The organism is Providencia sp. PROV076 (assembly GCF_028483405.1).
Lineage (GTDB): Bacteria > Pseudomonadota > Gammaproteobacteria > Enterobacterales > Enterobacteriaceae > Providencia > Providencia huaxiensis.
On the sequence record NZ_JAMPRR010000019.1, the window covers coordinates 43,355 to 59,698 of the forward strand.

Genomic DNA, 16,344 nt, shown 5'->3' on the forward strand with positions numbered 1-16,344 from the left:
GGTAACTTATGTTGTCGAGTGGAATTGTGACAGCAGCTTACATAGTTGCTGCTATCCTGTTTATTTTCAGCCTTGCGGGGCTATCACGTCATGAAAGCTCTCAACGAGGGAATACTTACGGCATCATCGGGATGGCTATTGCATTGATAGCCACCATTTTAGGTCCTCACAGTGCTAATGTGGGCTGGATGATCGTTGCGATGGTCATTGGTGCTGTCATTGGTATTCGCTTAGCGAAAAAAGTTGAAATGACAGAAATGCCTGAGCTGGTGGCTATTTTACATAGCTTTGTCGGTTTAGCTGCAGTGCTGGTTGGTTTTAACAGCTTTATTGCCAGTGAAGGGCATGCTGATGTTGTGATGGAAAACATTCATTTAACTGAAGTTTTCTTAGGTATTTTCATTGGTGCGGTGACCTTCACCGGTTCAGTAGTCGCTTATGGTAAATTATCAGGGAAAATGTCATCAAAACCGATGATGTTACCTAATCGCCATAAACTGAATTTAGCAGCGTTAGTTGTTTCATTTATTCTGTTAGTCATTTTCGTTAAAACAGAAAGTGTCGGCTTACAAGTCTTCTTGATGCTAGTCATGACCGCGATAGCTTTAGCTTTTGGCTGGCATTTAGTGGCATCAATTGGTGGAGCGGACATGCCAGTGGTTGTTTCAATGCTGAACTCGTATTCAGGTTGGGCTGCTGCAGCGGCAGGTTTCATGTTAAGTAATGACTTGCTGATCGTTACAGGGGCATTGGTCGGTTCTTCAGGTGCGATTCTGTCTTATATTATGTGTAAGGCGATGAACCGTTCATTCATCAGTGTTATTGCAGGAGGCTTCGGTACAGATGGCTCTTCAACAGGCACAGAAGAAGAAATGGGCGAATACCGTGAAAGCACTGCAGAAGAAGTCGCTGAAATGTTGAGAAATTCAACATCAGTGATTATCACTCCAGGCTATGGTATGGCAGTGGCACAAGCACAATACCCTGTTGCAGATATCACGACTAAATTACGTGAACGTGGCGTCAAAGTGCGTTTTGGTATTCACCCTGTCGCTGGGCGTTTGCCAGGGCATATGAACGTATTACTCGCAGAAGCTAAAGTGCCTTACGATGTCGTATTGGAAATGGATGAAATTAACGATGATTTCTCTGATACCGATACCGTTCTTGTCATTGGTGCTAACGATACGGTTAACCCAGCGGCTCAAGAAGATCCAAACAGCCCAATAGCGGGGATGCCAGTTCTTGAAGTTTGGAAAGCAAGCAATGTCATTGTATTTAAACGTTCAATGAATACAGGCTATGCAGGGGTGCAAAACCCGTTATTCTTCAAAGAGAATACACAGATGTTGTTTGGTGATGCGAAAGATAGCGTTGATGCGATCTTACGTGCATTGTAATTTAATGAATCACTAATTCATGTCAAAATGATATAAATAAGAATGGGTTACTGGTTAATATCAGTAACCCATTCTTGATTTTTAAGTCACTAGTTAATCATCATCAGCAGGAGTGATAGGGCAGACAAAACCGTCAGGTTTAATTGCTAATAAATCACATTTTAGTTTATCGATGACATGTTCCGCAGTATTCCCTAAAAAGGCGGCTGAAATGCCTGTACGGCCTAAAATACCGAGTACGACAACCCCCGCATGTAACTCTTCACACATATCAGGAATAATTTTCTCAGGTAGGCCCTCTCGGACATGGGTGTACTTTTCATCAATACTAAACTTTTGCCGTAACTCTTTCATGGCAATTAAATGTTGGCCGCGTAGTGCGTTGTTATATAGGCTCGGGTCGAAATCAGGTAACTCTATGGCAATATTCATAGGGGCAACAGGATACGCACTTACTAAATGGATTTCCTGCTCTTTAATAATACGTGTTGCTAAATCTTTTGTTTTTTCAACCAATTTGATATTGAGGTCATCATGATAAGATTCCTCATTCGATAGGTTAACAGCAACAACAACTGAACCATGGTCAGGCCATACTTTATCTTTTACCATCCAAACGGGAGCGGGGCATTTTCGGAGTAAGTGCCAGTCAAGTGGGGTAAAAATAATAGATTCAAAATTATCTGTTTGATGTGCCATTTTGAGTAATAAGTCATGTTCACCACTTATCACTTCTTGAATAATGGCTTCATATGGCTTGTTATGCCAAATAACTTTAATTTCAATATCAATGCCCGCTTCAAGATAGAAATGAGCTTGTTGTTTGATCCAAGCCGCTTTTTGGCTTATTACACCTTTGCGCATGGCATTACGTTCTTCAGGCGAAAGTAATGTTGTCATGTCATAGGAAAGGTCGTAAATAGGTAAAAACGCTTTTATCCGTCCACCATTACGCTGCACGATGTAGACAGCACGTCTTAATGCAGGTTGATCATCCTGATTTGGGTCAATTGCAACTAGCAGGTTTTTATAGTTTGCCATATTGAAATCCTCTTGATACACGGATGTTTCCATATAGATAAACTATGATATTGGGATTAAATAGGCAAGAAATCTGGGAAAAAAAATGAAAACGGATCACCGATAACGTGATCCGTTTAGGGATATTAACATGTAATAGCTGAAACTTTACCTGCAATATCAGTCAGTTTTGTCATATCTTCGATAGTGATATACTTACCTTTAACACTCAGCATGCCACTTTTCTGGAAACGGCCTAAAAGGCGGCTAATGGTTTCAACGGTTAATCCAAGATAGTTACCGATATCTCCACGCGTCATTGTTAATCTAAATTCTCTTGGTGAAAAACCACGCTCTGCAAAGCGATGAGATAGGTTAAGAATAAATGCAGCTAAACGTTCTTCAGCGTTTTTCTTGGATAATAAAAGGATCATTTCTTGATCGCCTTTAATTTCACCGCTCATTAAACGCATAATTTGCTGACGTAAATTAGGCATTTTGCCTGACAAATCATCTAAGGTCTCAAATGGTATTTCACAAACCATTGATGTTTCAAGGGCTTGTGCAAAACTCGGGTGCTGTGTATGAATGATAGCGTCAAAACCAACAAGGTCTCCGGCTAAGTGAAAACCGGTAATTTGCTCATCGCCTTCTTCGGTTATTGTATAGCTTTTTATTGTACCTGAGCGGATGGCATACAATGAACGCAATTCATCACCAGCTTTAAATAAAGCTTGGCCTTTTTGAATGGGTTTTTTGCGCTCGATGATATTATCAAGTTGATCCAGTTCATGTTCATTCAGCGTAAAAGGAATGCAAAGTTGGCTAATACTGCAGTCCTGGCAATGAATAGCACAACCACCAGACTGGATGCGACGAACAACTCTTTTTTCTGGGATCATATTTAAGGCTCAATCAAGTTAAAATTATTGATATGAGTCAATTTTAACATAAGATAATGCAACTGGTAAGTAGTAAAGTATGACAGAATCGACTTAATAAACAAAAAAGCCAATCAGAGAAACTGCAAGAGATTAGTGAATTTAGATGTTCATGCTAATTTAAAGAACATTACTAAATATAAAATTTGATATAGGTTAAATTTTGGTCTTTAAACGATAAAAAGCGATATGTACGACCCATTGTAATTAATACTTAAAATTATGCTAATTAAGCACGAAACATTAAACTAATTAGCATTAATTTAACACGAAAATAAATTTATGAATATCAATTTTTCAAATTAACCTCAAAAAGGAGAATATAATGACACTTACTCAACAGTCTTTACCCACTTCGATGACGGTTGTTGACATTATAGAACCTGGTGGACCAGAAAAACTGCGATTAATTGATAAACCACTACCTAGAGTTTCTGCAGGATATTTGCTTGTTAAAGTGGAAGCCGCTGGAGTTAATCGTCCTGATATTTTTCAACGTAAGGGGTCTTACCCTCCACCGGCAGATGCATCACCGATTATGGGACTTGAAATCGCAGGAACGATTGTTGCCAAAGCGGATGATGTAGATGAATGGCAGATAGGCGACAAAATTTGTGGGCTGGTGGCTGGGGGAGGTTATGCAGAATATTGTTTAGTACATAAAAATATCGCATTACCATTAGGGAGCCTTTCTTTTATCGAAGGGGCTGCGATACCTGAAAACTTTTTTACTGTTTGGGCAAATGTTTTTCAAATAGGTAAGCTTAAGAAAGATGAAACGGTACTTATTCATGGTGGGACATCGGGTATTGGCAGTGTGGCGATTATGTTAGCGAAAGCCTTTGGTGCAAAAGTATTAACAACCGTTGGTTCTGAAGAAAAAGTGGATGCAGCAAAACGACTCGGTGCGGATTGTATTATTAACTATAAAAAAGATGATTTTGTTGAGGCGACGCTCAACTACACCTCTTCACTAGGTGTTGATATGGTTGTCGATATTATTGGTGGAGATTATGTCGCGAAAAATTATCAAGTTGCCGCTAAATTTGGGCGGATCATCCAAATTGGGATGATGAAAGGTAACCCTAAAGAGTTAAATATGATGCCTTTAATGGTAAAGAGATTGACTCATACAGGCTCAACCATGCGCTCTCGTACTATTGAAGAAAAAGCATTGATCGCTCAAGAACTGAAAGAACAAGTTTGGGATTTGTTACTAAACGGTAAAATGAAACCTATTATTAACAAAGTGTATCGTTTATCACAGGTAAAAGAAGCTCATGAGCATATGGAATCTGGAGATCTTATCGGCAAAATTGTTTTATTAAACAATTAATTAGATGTTATTTCTGTGGTTTTTACTATTCTTCTTTAGTCATTTTTGAATAGTAAAAATCGCATTCAATATAACAATTTTTTCACATATTCAAGCTTTTTTAGCGTAAAAATCTCTTTACAGTTGACTAAATTTTGATTTTTTGTGTTTGTCCACAAATCAGAACGAAATTAGACGGAGTTTGTTAATAATTTAATAGAGATCGATTATACCTATGAATAAGTTGGCCATTAACGGTTTGTTTATCAATAAATAATGTTTAAATGATATTTTTAAATGCATATCATTAATATATTGATATCTCTTATATAAACATAGCCCGTTATGCACTTTCCAATGATATTAAGTTAAGTGACTTAAGTGCAATTAGCACGCGTTAATTGTAGTTTGAAGGTGTAGTAATGATAAATAATTTTAAAAATTCAAAAATAAATGTTGATGCATTATTTTTAGGCCCTAAATCTGAAAATGCTGTCTTTTTCAAAGAAATGATGGAGTATTCAGTTAGTGAACATATGCATTGGCGCTCTAGCTACCATCCTGAAGATCCTGATCTTATCTCTACTGTTGACCGTTATGCTCCCGAGTACCGAGATACGCTTTATCGTACTGAAGGCATTCTTAATCAACTCTCTTCAAAATTAAAAACAACGTCGGTCCCCTGGTTCTCTCCCCGTTATATGGGGCATATGAATGCAGATACACTGATGATTTCTAATTTGGCTTATGTCATGGCAATGATGTACAACCCCAATAATTGTGCACAAGAATCTTCACCAACGACAACCGTTTTAGAAATAGAGGCTGGGTTAGATTTATGTGCCATGTTTGGTTATGACGTACAACATGCATGGGGGCATATTACATCTGGTGGAACAGTAGCTAACTACGAAGGATTATGGGTAGCTAGAAATATTAAAACACTACCGTTGGCGATTATGCAGCATCCACAATCCAAATATCTACTGCAGGGCAAAACCGAAAAAGAGTTACTCAATCTCTCTGTTTCTAAGGTGTTAGATTTAATTGATGAATTAAAGAAAATGCATATTTTCGAAGAAATTCGTGATTTGACCTGCCGTGGTGTTGGAATAAAGCAAGGAAAACTCGGTAAGTTATTGGTACCGCAGTCTAAACACTATTCATGGATGAAAGCGATGGATATTCTTGGTTTAGGCCAACAGAATATTGTGCAACTCCCCGTTGATGCAAGTTATCGAACGGATGTGCATAAAATGCGGGAAACTGTATTTGCATTGATTGAGCAAGGGGAGCCAATTTTAGCCGTAGTTGCTGTTGTTGGAACTACAGAAACTGGCGCGATAGACAATGTAAAAGAAGTCATTGAGCTACGACGTGAATGTGAGCAGCGTTTTGGGGTTTCCTTCTATGTGCATATTGATGCCGCTTATGCGGGATACGCTTGCGCGATGTTTCGTGATGAAGAAAATCAATTTATGGAGTATGAGAATTTACTCCAACGTTATCATAGTGAAGGCATTTTTCCTGAAAATATGGTGTGGCCAAAGCGCGATGTTTATGAAAGCTTTAAAGCATTAAGCCAAGCTGACTCTATTACTGTTGATCCTCATAAAGTGGGGTTTATTCCGTATGCCGCAGGTGCAATCTGTATGAAGGATAAGCGGATTGTGGATTTAGTTTCTTATCATGCCGCATATGTATTTGAAGAAGTACAAGAAAAACAGCGTACAACAGAAAAAGCGCAGAATGTGTTACTTGGCTCTTCTATTATGGAAGGATCAAAAGCAGGGGCAACTGCAGCAGCGGTATGGGCTGCACATCGTTTAGTCCCGTTAAATATTTTAGGGTATGGAAAAGTGATTGCGGCAGGGGTCACCACAGCGAATTGGATGATCGACAAGATAAATCAATGTGAGCCCTTTATTATTGAAGATCGCCAGTTTTCAATTATTGCGATGCCTACACCGGACTTTCACATGATTAATTTTATGTTTCGTGAAATCGGTAACACATCTTTAGAAAAACAAAATCAATTAAATAAACGGTTATATGAATTATGTTCTTATGCCGCAGGGCGAAGTTATTCTAATGATTTTCTCACCTCATCAACCTCACTAACACATGAAGAGTATGGCGATAACCCATTGAGCTTATGTCGAGATGCACAATTTTCTGATAATGAATGGCATAAAGTACGGTCAATTTATGTGCTACGGGCAGCGATAATGACGCATTGCTTGCGTGATAGGGCTCATTTTGAAACCTATTGGATGGAATTAAAAAATATCTTTGAAGACAAACTGCAACATCTCATTAATGAAGAAAATAAGTTAAATCATTCCAATTATAAAATTAAAATTTAATTACTTGTTAGGATCTCAATATGAAAAATCGCACACTTGGTAGTGTATTTATTGTTGCAGGTACTACGATTGGCGCAGGTATGTTAGCTATGCCTATCGCTGCCGCTGGTAATGGCTTTTTAGTTAGTTTGGCTATGTTATTAGTATTGTGGGCATTGATGTGTTACACAGCATTGCTTTTGGTTGAAGTTTATCAACATGAATCTCACGAAACTGGGATCGGTAGTGTTGCTCAACGGTATTTAGGGCCTAGCGGTAAATTTATTACGGGCTTTAGCATGATGTTCCTTATGTATGCATTGACAGCGGCTTATGTGAGTGGCGCAGGGGAAATTATTACTTCAAATTTAAAAAGTAGTTTTGCCATTGATATGGCTGATTGGATGGGAATTGTTGTATTTACCATCATTGGTGGGGGAGTTGTATGTTTTGGGACTTCATCAGTAGATTTCATCAACCGTATTTTATTTGCTGCAAAAATTGTTTTCTTAGTCATTATATTGGCGTTAATGATACCTCATGTTGAGCAACAGAATTTATTAGCAGCACCAACTGAAAAAGTCCTCATTTTATCGGCTATTCCCGTATTTTTTACCTCCTTTGGTTTTCATGGCAGCGTCCCTAGTATCGTCAAATACATGGGGGGAGATGTCAAAAAACTTCGTGTTATCTTTATCATCGGTAGTGCTATCCCGTTAGTTGCTTATATTTTATGGCAAATTGCAACATTAGGGAGTATTGGCACAACAACATTTGTTGGTATTCTGGCTGAAAACGCAGGGCTTAACGGGTTGCTCGATGCAATTAAGGATGTAGCTCAATCAGGAAAAACAGAGTTAATAGCACAGATGTTCATGAGTTTGGCTTTAGCAACCTCTTTCCTTGGGGTCGCTTTGGGGTTATTTGATTTTTTAGCCGATTTATTTAAACGCCAAGATAATGCTTCAGGGCGCATACAAACGGGTTTACTTACCTTTGGACCACCACTAGTTTTTGCTTTATTTTATCCTAAAGGGTTTGTAATGGCGTTAGGGTATGCCGCGATTGCACTTTCAATACTCGCCTTATTATTACCTAGCGCAATGGCATTCAAATCAAGAACATTGAATCAACGGAAATATCAAGTCCTAGGTGGTGGGTTAGGCCTATCATTGGTATTTATTTGTGGAATTATTGTTATTGGTGTTCAGTTAGGGATTGTCTTCAATATATTACCTAATATTGGTTAATAAAATACGTGTATACAAGCCAGCCGTATCTTGATGGCTGGCTTGCTCAATTCCTAAAAGCCTTTCCTAAATTTACTGCATAATTTACTCAGCTAGACAATTCACCGCACATTTTTACTGTTGTATCGACAGTTAGTCGGTATAATCCATATAAGAATGATTATCATTAGCACGTTATGCACAAAAACAGATATATCTAAAGCTAGCATTTTCTGTAAAAGTAACTATTATATTAGATATATCGGTTTTAGTACGAATAACCACTGAGAATTTTAATGGCAAGTGAACAACAACTAGACCCGTGTTTGTGTAACGGTAAAAGTGTTAGCCGTATGTTTAACCCTAAACAGTTAAGGATTTATATCCTGCATTTACTGACAGGGGGAATTAATTACGGTTATGAGCTAATAAAAAAAATTGCAGAAGAGACAGCGGGTTTTTATTGCCCGAGCCCTGGGGTGATATATCCGACTCTAACGTTGTTAGAGGAGCTAGGGTTTATTTCAGCGGGTAAAGATAATGGAAAAGGGCGAAAGTGTTATGTCATTACCCCCGAAGGTCGCTGTTTTTTATTACTCAAAGCTGAAATATTGGCAGAAGTTCAACTAAAATTAAAATATGCACAGGAATTAAAAGCAGGTAATCAATTTGCTAATGAAATTGAATGTGCCGTAGACAAATTTAAGTCATTGTTGAGACACCAAATAGTGATACAACAGTTGACGAAAGAAGAGACAACAAGAGTCGTTGAGATCATTAACCGAGCAGTAGAACGAATTGAGCAAGTCAATGCCGTGTTAGTGGCAGAGGAAAAATAAAATGGCTAAAACGAATGATATTATACAAGCAAAAGAGCGTTTATATATGAAAGAAACAAGCAAAATACCACAAACCGACGCCCCGGTTTCATCTGAAAATGAACCGCCTATAAATACGAATAAAGAGGTTAAGTTTAAAGAAGTTGTATGCCCAAGTGTCCCAACTTCATATTTTAAGCGGGCTAAGAAACAGAAAATAAAATAACAATTTGGATAGTTTACAAAATCTTTATTCACATAAAATGCATAAAGAATAAACTTTATTTATTTTCATTATTGATGAACAACGGTACTCATTTCTATTATGTCGTCAATAAGGTAAATTTTAGGGTGCATATAATTATTTTGTAAACTGTAACTATCATCCTATATTAATATACAGCTTCTTAAGAAAATCCCCTGATCACTAACGTTACCAGGGGTATCGGTTACAAGCCCAATTTAGCGTGTATTTGGGCTATTTCGTTGCTCCACTGTTGTTGTAACTGTGGTTTTTGGTGGCTTAGTTTGCGTTTTTGGTCCGCAAGTAATTTTTGCTCCAATATAAGCAATGTTTCTAACAACTCATCTTCATGGGTAGTTTCCTTACTGGGAATTTCAACCATCGATTTAACAGGGGCATTTCCCCCAATTGTAGACGCTAATAATGGTTGTGTTTGCTGTTCAATTTTATGATAGATATCATCAAGATTAAGGTATTCCTCTAACCGATTATCATCGATAAACCAGAATCGTTGGCAACTATTTTCAATGAGCCACCTATCATGGCTGACGACCAACAATGCTCCAGAAAATAAGCTAATTTGCTCGCAAAGTGCTTCCTTACCTTCTAGATCAAGGTGATTGGTTGGTTCATCCAACAAAATCAACTCGTACTGGGCCAAACTTAAACCAATAAACAATAATCTAGCGCGTTCGCCACCGCTCAGCGTAGCGACTTTTTGTTGATGACGAGTGTAGGTAAAACCCGCACCAATCAATGCCATTTTTCGTTGTTCATCGGTTAAAGGTGCAAAATGACGTAGTGCATCCAATAGACTATCATTATCATTTAGCTGCTCTAATTGTTGGTCATAATATCCAACACTAATTGCAGGATGAAACTTCAACTGTGCGCTATAGCGTAAGTCTTGCTGATAATGTTGCCAAAGTAGGCGCAGAAGTGTTGATTTACCACAGCCATTGGCCCCCATGATAGCGATACGCTCACCACTTTTGACTTGATGAAATGCCGTTTTAAATAACGAATTTCCATTCGGTGTTGAGACAACGGCGCCTTCCAATTCCAAAACTCTATCTGCAGGAATGGCTTTACCATTTAAGGCAAGCCGCCATTGATAGCCTTCAGTTAACTCTGTTTGGGCATCTTTAAGGCGGTCAATCTGTTTTTCCATTTGCTTAGCTTTGCGTGATAAGGCTTCATTGTCATACACATGCCCCCAAATGGCTAAGCGTTTGGCACTTGATGCAATACGGTCAATTTCTTTTTGCTCTGCTTGGTTACGGCGTGCGTCGGTGACGTCTTTTTCACTCAATGCTTGTCGTGCTGCACTGCAAGGTAACCGATAAAAATGCAGTGATTTATCTCGTAAGATCCAAGTGCAGTTACTGACTTTATCTAATAACGATTGGTCATGAGAAACTAGCACAAAACTGCCTTTCCATGATTGTAAGAAGTTACCTAACCAAATAAGTGTGGGTAAATCTAAATGATTACTAGGTTCATCGAGTAACAGTAAATCGGGTTGTTCAATTAAAGCACGGCCCAGAAGCAAACGTGTATGTTGTCCGCCACTGATTGCATTCGCTTTTTGTTCCCATTGTTCAGGTGTAAAACCTAATTCTGATAATATAACCTCAGCTCGCCAACATTCAGTGACTTTATCTTGTTCGGGTAACTTTTGAACAAGTGCATCAAGCAGTGTCAAACTGGCAACATCATCGGGTAAGTGTTGTTCAATATAAGCAGTTACACAATGATTCGAATAAGTGATACTGCCACTATTGGGGGAGAGTTGTTGGGTTATTAGCTTCAACAATGTACTTTTGCCACTTCCGTTATGGCCAATTAAACCAATACGGTCACCTTGTTGAACAGTAAAAGAGATGTCATTCAATAAGGTAGAGGTTGAGGTATCGTAATTTAATGATTTTACAGTTAATAAAGTGCTCATAGCTTACTCAAATTTTAGGCATAAAAATACCAGGGCATAGTCGTAACGACAACCCAGTAAGCTGAGGGAAGGTTTTCTTTAGTAGCTTCGCTCAGGCAGGGTTATCGCAGTATAAAACTGTGAAAGCCTGAGCTTTGGCGATTACCAAAGAAGTGTGAATATTCAATAAGATCACACAACAACATAAATTAGCCTCCTTAATATTCATCTAGTTAATCGATGAGACAATTATAGCTAATATGTTATTTAACCAACAAGGTCCGAAAATGCGCTCTCTGATTATTATGGGAAAAAGCATATAAAGGTATAAATAATACTTATATCATGCACGAATAGATGAATAATATTGCTGCGAATTGGGTTCTTGTTATGTAACGTTTAAAATCATGATTCAAATAACAAGAGAGCCCCAAATGAATGTAGAAATAAAACCCGCAACCCGTGATGACGCTGCTTTGATATTAGATATGATCATTGAATTAGCAGATTATGAAAAAGCACGTCACGAAGTTAAAGCCTCGGTGGCTGATATAGAAAATTCCCTATTTGGAGCGAACTCAAGCACAGAAGCTTTAATCTGTTATGTGGATGGGAAGCCAGCAGGATATGCCGTATTCTTTACTAGCTATTCAACATGGTTAGGCAACAATGGTATTTATTTAGAAGATTTATATGTTTCCCCTGATTTTCGTGGCGCGGGAGCAGGAAAAAAATTATTAAAGCATATTGCCGTGTTAGCCGTAGAACGAAAATGCCAACGGTTGGAATGGAGCGTTTTAGATTGGAATCAGCCTGCAATTGATTTTTATAAAAGTATTGGAGCAGAGCCTCAGGATGAATGGGTTCGCTATCGAATGGATGAAAAAATAATTGCCGAATTCGCAAGCTAATATTTAGTCACTGTTCAAATATTGCTGAATAAAGCCAGTAAGTTAATTTGCTGGCTTTATTTTTTGAATTAAATATATACAAATGATGCCTTATCCTGATTTTTGTAAGTTTATTCTGTTTTTTTGTGACATAAGGCAACTAAACTTAAGCCAAACGTTGATAAACTATCATTAAATTAAATAGATAGCCAATTTAATGATAGTGGTAACACTTACTTGGCCGAGTTTATAATAAATAATATTATTTTTAGTTTTAATGGTATTTATTTCGTATAGAGACAGTTATGTCATTTTATTAATAATCACCAGGTTAATAATCAAAATAATTGTTGTTCCTTGTTTTCTCATTTAATGGAAAGGGATGGTATGAAAATAAATAAGCAAAAAATATCTTTTTACATCATTTTAATATTAATTATTGTTGCGGGTGGTCTTTATTACTGGAATGTTAATTCAGGTGGGCTACCTGCTGGGTTCGCGCAAAGTAATGGTCGTATAGAAGCAACAGAAATTGATATTGCCACTAAGACGGCAGGGCGTATTGAAACGATTAATGTAAAAGAAGGCGATTTTGTTAAAGAAGGGCAAGAACTTGCTCGTATGGATACGCGAGCACTCCAAGAGCAGCTACATGAAGTACAGGCTCAATTACGCCAAGCTATTAGTGCAGTGACGACGGCTGAATCAGCTTTAGCACAGCGTAAAAGCGAAAAAGTTGCAGCTCAAGCTGTCGTTCGTCAACGTGAAGCTGAGTTAGATGCTGCACAAAAACGACTAAATCGCTCTAGAGCTTTGGTAAGAACAAACGCCGTTTCTCAACAACAAGTGGATGACGATACCGCCCAGATGCAAGGTTCTCGCGCAGCCCTGGAAGCGTCGAAAGCCCAAGTGGCTGCAGCGACATCAGCGATTGATTCTGCCAGCGCTGGTATTGTTCAAGCTAAAAACCGAGTTGACGCAGCGACAGCAACGGAACGTCGTATTATAGCGGACTTAGATGACAGTATTCTAAAAGCGCCAAGAAATGGGCGTATTCAATATCGTGTAGCTGAGCCCGGTGAGGTACTTGGGGCAGGTGGACGGGTTTTGAATATGGTCGATTTAAGTGATGTATATATGACCTTTTTCTTACCAACTGAAGACGCAGGTAAAGTTGCCTTAGGTAGTGATGTTCACATTATACTCGATGCTGCACCAAACATCGTGATCCCAGCGAAAGCCACTTTTGTAGCAAGTGTCGCACAATTCACACCGAAAACCGTAGAAACACAAAATGAACGCTTAAAATTAATGTTCAGAGTACGTGCGCGTATTTCTCCAGAATTATTAGAGCAACACCTCGAATATGTGAAAACAGGGTTACCTGGAAAAGCATATGTGCGTTTAGACCCTAACGGATCTTGGCCTGCTGAACTTGAGGTGAGATTACCACAATGACCAATAAACTGATGGATGATGTGATTATTGATATACAGCATGTCAGCCAGCATTATGGTGATAATTGTGCGTTGGATGACATTGTGCTTTCCATCCCAGCGAGAAAAATGGTTGGGTTGATTGGCCCCGATGGCGTAGGGAAATCAAGCCTGATCTCCCTGATTGCAGGAGCAAGAGTGATTCAACAAGGCCAAATAACGGTACTTGATGGTGACATGAATGATATTGAACACCGTAGAGCAGTTTGTCCTCGCATCGCTTACATGCCTCAAGGGTTAGGAAAGAACCTTTACCATACGTTATCTGTTTATGAAAACGTTGATTTTTTTGGCCGGTTATTTGGCCAATCAAAAGCTGAGCGTGAATATCGCATTCAAGATTTGCTTGAAAGTACCGGGCTTGCGCCATTTAAAGACCGTCCGGCTGGCAAATTATCAGGCGGTATGAAACAAAAACTTGGGTTATGTTGTGCGCTAATTCATGACCCTGACTTATTGATTTTAGATGAACCTACCACTGGGGTTGACCCGTTATCTCGCGCACAGTTTTGGGATTTGATTGATCGCATTCGTTTGCGACAAACCAATATGAGTGTTTTGGTCGCAACCGCGTATATGGAAGAGGCGGAGCGCTTTGATTGGCTAGTGGCAATGGATGATGGCAAGGTGCTCGCTACAGGCCATGCATCTGAATTAAAAGCTCAAACGCAATGTGATGACCTTGAAGCTGCATTTATTGAATTACTACCTGAAGAAAAACGCAGTGGGCACAAAAAAGTCGTGATCCCTCCGCGTGATACCTCGAAAGACAATATTATTGCCATTGAAGCCCAAGACCTCACCATGCGTTTCGGTAACTTTGTAGCAGTTGACCATGTGAATTTTAAGATCCCAAAAGGGGAGATTTTTGGTTTCTTAGGCTCCAATGGTTGTGGCAAGTCAACCACGATGAAAATGTTGACGGGTTTGTTACAAGCCAGTGAAGGGCAGGCATGGCTATTTGGCCAAGAAATAGACCCGAAGGATATTGAAACACGCAAGCGTGTCGGTTATATGTCACAAGCATTCTCATTATATAGTGAATTGAGTGTTGAGCAGAACCTTGTGCTTCATGCCAAGCTTTTTCATATATCTGAGGATAAAATCCCTCAGCGAGTTGACGAAATGTGCCAGCGTTTCGAACTTGATGATGTGCGAGACGTCATGCCAGACGACTTGCCTTTGGGGATCCGTCAAAGGCTATCTTTAGCTGTCGCGGTTATTCATGAACCTGAAATGTTAATCCTTGATGAACCCACTTCAGGTGTAGACCCCGTTGCCAGAGATATGTTTTGGAATTTAATGGTCGACTTATCAAGACGTGACGGTGTCACTATTTTTATTTCTACCCACTTTATGAATGAAGCAGAGCGCTGTGACCGCATTTCACTCATGCATGCAGGTAAAGTCTTAGATTGTGATACCCCTGTTAACTTGACCCAGAAAAGAGGGCTTGGCACGCTTGAAGAAACCTTTATCGCCTATTTACAGGATGCCGTGGGGGATGCAGGACAAGGACAAGAGACCGCGCCAGAGTTCCACGTTGACCCTGAACTAAAAGAACAAGCGACTGAAGCATTGAAAAAACGTTTTAGTTTGCGTCGGTTATTTAGCTATTCCATACGGGAAGGCATGGAGTTACGTCGTGACCCTGTACGTTCAACACTGGCATTATTAGGAACGGTAATTCTTATGTTTATCATGGGTTACGGTATTAGCATGGATGTGGAAAATTTACGCTTTTCAGTGCTAGATCGCGACCAAACAGGGCTAAGTCAAGGATATACACTGAACTTAGCTGGTTCACGTTACTTTATCGAACAACCCCCAATCAAAGATTATGATGATTTAGAGGCTGGTATGCGTAGCGGAAATATTACCGTTGCGATTGAGATCCCACCTAACTTTGCAAGAGATGTTGCTCGAGGGAGTAACGTTAAAATTGGTGTGTGGATTGATGGTGCGATGCCAAACCGCGCTGAAACTGTGCGTGGTTATGTACAAGCGATGCATTTAGCATGGCTGAGCACGATGGCTGCGCGCCAACCGGCTGGCGTTGCAGGGATACCGGCTATCGACATTGAGACTCGATATCGTTATAACCCAGATGTTCGTAGCTTGCCGGCAATTGTTCCCGCGGTTATTCCATTATTATTAATGATGATCCCAGCCATGCTGAGCGCGTTGAGTGTTGTTCGGGAAAAAGAGCTCGGTTCGATTATCAATCTTTATGTTACTCCGATCACCAAATTAGAGTTTTTGCTTGGAAAACAGCTCCCTTATATTCTATTGGGTATGTTTAACTTTGTGCTACTTTGTATATTATCGGTATATATATTTGGTGTTGAATTTAAAGGCAGTTTTCTGACGTTAACGTTGGCTGCATTTTTGTATATCAGTATTGCAACAGGCATGGGGTTATTAATTTCATGCTTTATGAAAAGCCAAATTGCGGCAATTTTTGGTACTTCTATCATTACGTTGATACCCGCAACTCAATTTTCAGGAATGATTGACCCTGTCTCATCATTGGAAGGTATTGGCCGCTGGGTTGGGATGGTCTATCCAACATCACATTTTTTGACTATCACACGAGGAACTTTCTCTAAGGGATTAAATTTATTCGATTTACAGTCATCATTTATCCCATTACTGATCACCATACCTTTGGTTATTGGGCTAAGTGTTCTATTCCTGAAAAAGCAGGAGGCATAGC

General features: G+C 39.2%; 12 protein-coding genes. 9 read left to right on the top strand and 3 right to left on the bottom strand.

Translation table 11 applies throughout. From position 1 onward, the window contains the following. Positions 1-11: 11 nt before the first annotated feature. Complete coding sequence (gene pntB, locus PSF67_RS13615; RefSeq protein ID WP_102140391.1) at positions 12-1,400, top strand: Re/Si-specific NAD(P)(+) transhydrogenase subunit beta; 1,389 nt, start codon at positions 12-14, stop codon at positions 1,398-1,400. 93 nt (positions 1,401-1,493) lie between these two features. Here pntB and uspE read toward each other — a convergent pair whose 3' ends face one another. Together uspE and PSF67_RS13625 are read right to left on the bottom strand one after the other, a co-directional pair. Further along, positions 1,494-2,441 carry a universal stress protein UspE gene (uspE, locus tag PSF67_RS13620; RefSeq protein ID WP_102140378.1) on the bottom strand — a complete coding sequence of 316 codons (948 nt, stop codon included), beginning with the start codon at positions 2,439-2,441 and terminating at the stop codon, positions 1,494-1,496. Between the two features lie 125 nt (positions 2,442-2,566). Next, positions 2,567-3,322, bottom strand: a complete 756-nt coding sequence (locus tag PSF67_RS13625; RefSeq protein WP_068443675.1) for an FNR family transcription factor — start codon at positions 3,320-3,322, stop codon at positions 2,567-2,569. A 364-nt stretch (positions 3,323-3,686) separates the two neighbouring features. Here PSF67_RS13625 and PSF67_RS13630 point away from each other — a divergent pair, with 364 nt between their 5' ends. From PSF67_RS13630 to PSF67_RS13650, 5 genes are all read left to right on the top strand, one after another. Next, positions 3,687-4,697, top strand: coding sequence for an NAD(P)H-quinone oxidoreductase (locus PSF67_RS13630; protein WP_102140379.1), 1,011 nt, complete (start codon positions 3,687-3,689; stop codon positions 4,695-4,697). Positions 4,698-5,101: 404 nt separating this feature from the next. Then, on the top strand, positions 5,102-7,042 hold the full coding sequence (locus PSF67_RS13635) for a pyridoxal phosphate-dependent decarboxylase family protein (protein WP_166267508.1): 1,941 nt from the start codon (positions 5,102-5,104) through the stop codon (positions 7,040-7,042). Positions 7,043-7,062: 20 nt separating this feature from the next. Then, on the top strand, positions 7,063-8,271 hold the full coding sequence (gene tyrP / locus PSF67_RS13640; RefSeq protein WP_102140380.1) for a tyrosine transporter TyrP: 1,209 nt from the start codon (positions 7,063-7,065) through the stop codon (positions 8,269-8,271). Positions 8,272-8,546: 275 nt separating this feature from the next. Then, positions 8,547-9,089: a PadR family transcriptional regulator gene (locus PSF67_RS13645; RefSeq protein WP_125894386.1), complete on the top strand. Its 543-nt coding sequence runs from the start codon at positions 8,547-8,549 to the stop codon at positions 9,087-9,089. A gap of 1 nt (position 9,090) precedes the next feature. Next, positions 9,091-9,294, top strand: a complete 204-nt coding sequence (locus tag PSF67_RS13650; protein ID WP_102140382.1) for a DEAD/DEAH box helicase — start codon at positions 9,091-9,093, stop codon at positions 9,292-9,294. A 223-nt stretch (positions 9,295-9,517) separates the two neighbouring features. Here PSF67_RS13650 and PSF67_RS13655 read toward each other — a convergent pair whose 3' ends face one another. Further along, positions 9,518-11,263 carry an ABC-F family ATP-binding cassette domain-containing protein gene (locus tag PSF67_RS13655; RefSeq protein WP_272677089.1) on the bottom strand — a complete coding sequence of 582 codons (1,746 nt, stop codon included), beginning with the start codon at positions 11,261-11,263 and terminating at the stop codon, positions 9,518-9,520. 413 nt (positions 11,264-11,676) lie between these two features. Here PSF67_RS13655 and PSF67_RS13660 point away from each other — a divergent pair, with 413 nt between their 5' ends. The 3 genes from PSF67_RS13660 (at position 11,677) to rbbA (ending at position 16,343) form a co-directional block, all read left to right on the top strand. Continuing rightward, positions 11,677-12,153: a GNAT family N-acetyltransferase gene (locus PSF67_RS13660; RefSeq protein WP_102140384.1), complete on the top strand. Its 477-nt coding sequence runs from the start codon at positions 11,677-11,679 to the stop codon at positions 12,151-12,153. Positions 12,154-12,519: 366 nt separating this feature from the next. Continuing rightward, positions 12,520-13,590, top strand: a complete 1,071-nt coding sequence (locus PSF67_RS13665) for an HlyD family secretion protein (protein ID WP_166267483.1) — start codon at positions 12,520-12,522, stop codon at positions 13,588-13,590. Further along, positions 13,587-16,343 (top strand): ribosome-associated ATPase/putative transporter RbbA, encoded by a 2,757-nt coding sequence (rbbA, locus tag PSF67_RS13670; RefSeq protein ID WP_272677091.1) that lies wholly within the window; start codon positions 13,587-13,589, stop codon positions 16,341-16,343. The genes PSF67_RS13665 and rbbA overlap by 4 nt, the downstream gene beginning before the upstream one ends. The last annotated feature ends 1 nt before the right edge of the window (position 16,344 follow it).

Excerpts from the sequence above, each read along its gene's own strand:
- uspE (WP_102140378.1), bottom strand. The coding sequence starts at position 2,441 with ATGGCAAACTATAAAAACCTGCTAGTTGCAATTGACCCAAATCAGGAT.
- PSF67_RS13625 (WP_068443675.1), bottom strand. The coding sequence starts at position 3,322 with ATGATCCCAGAAAAAAGAGTTGTTCGTCGCATCCAGTCTGGTGGTTGT.
- PSF67_RS13630 (WP_102140379.1), top strand. The coding sequence starts at position 3,687 with ATGACACTTACTCAACAGTCTTTACCCACTTCGATGACGGTTGTTGAC.
- tyrP (WP_102140380.1), top strand. The coding sequence starts at position 7,063 with ATGAAAAATCGCACACTTGGTAGTGTATTTATTGTTGCAGGTACTACG.
- PSF67_RS13645 (WP_125894386.1), top strand. The coding sequence starts at position 8,547 with ATGGCAAGTGAACAACAACTAGACCCGTGTTTGTGTAACGGTAAAAGT.
- PSF67_RS13650 (WP_102140382.1), top strand. The coding sequence starts at position 9,091 with ATGGCTAAAACGAATGATATTATACAAGCAAAAGAGCGTTTATATATG.
- PSF67_RS13655 (WP_272677089.1), bottom strand. The coding sequence starts at position 11,263 with ATGAGCACTTTATTAACTGTAAAATCATTAAATTACGATACCTCAACC.
- PSF67_RS13660 (WP_102140384.1), top strand. The coding sequence starts at position 11,677 with ATGAATGTAGAAATAAAACCCGCAACCCGTGATGACGCTGCTTTGATA.
- PSF67_RS13665 (WP_166267483.1), top strand. The coding sequence starts at position 12,520 with ATGAAAATAAATAAGCAAAAAATATCTTTTTACATCATTTTAATATTA.
- rbbA (WP_272677091.1), top strand. The coding sequence starts at position 13,587 with ATGACCAATAAACTGATGGATGATGTGATTATTGATATACAGCATGTC.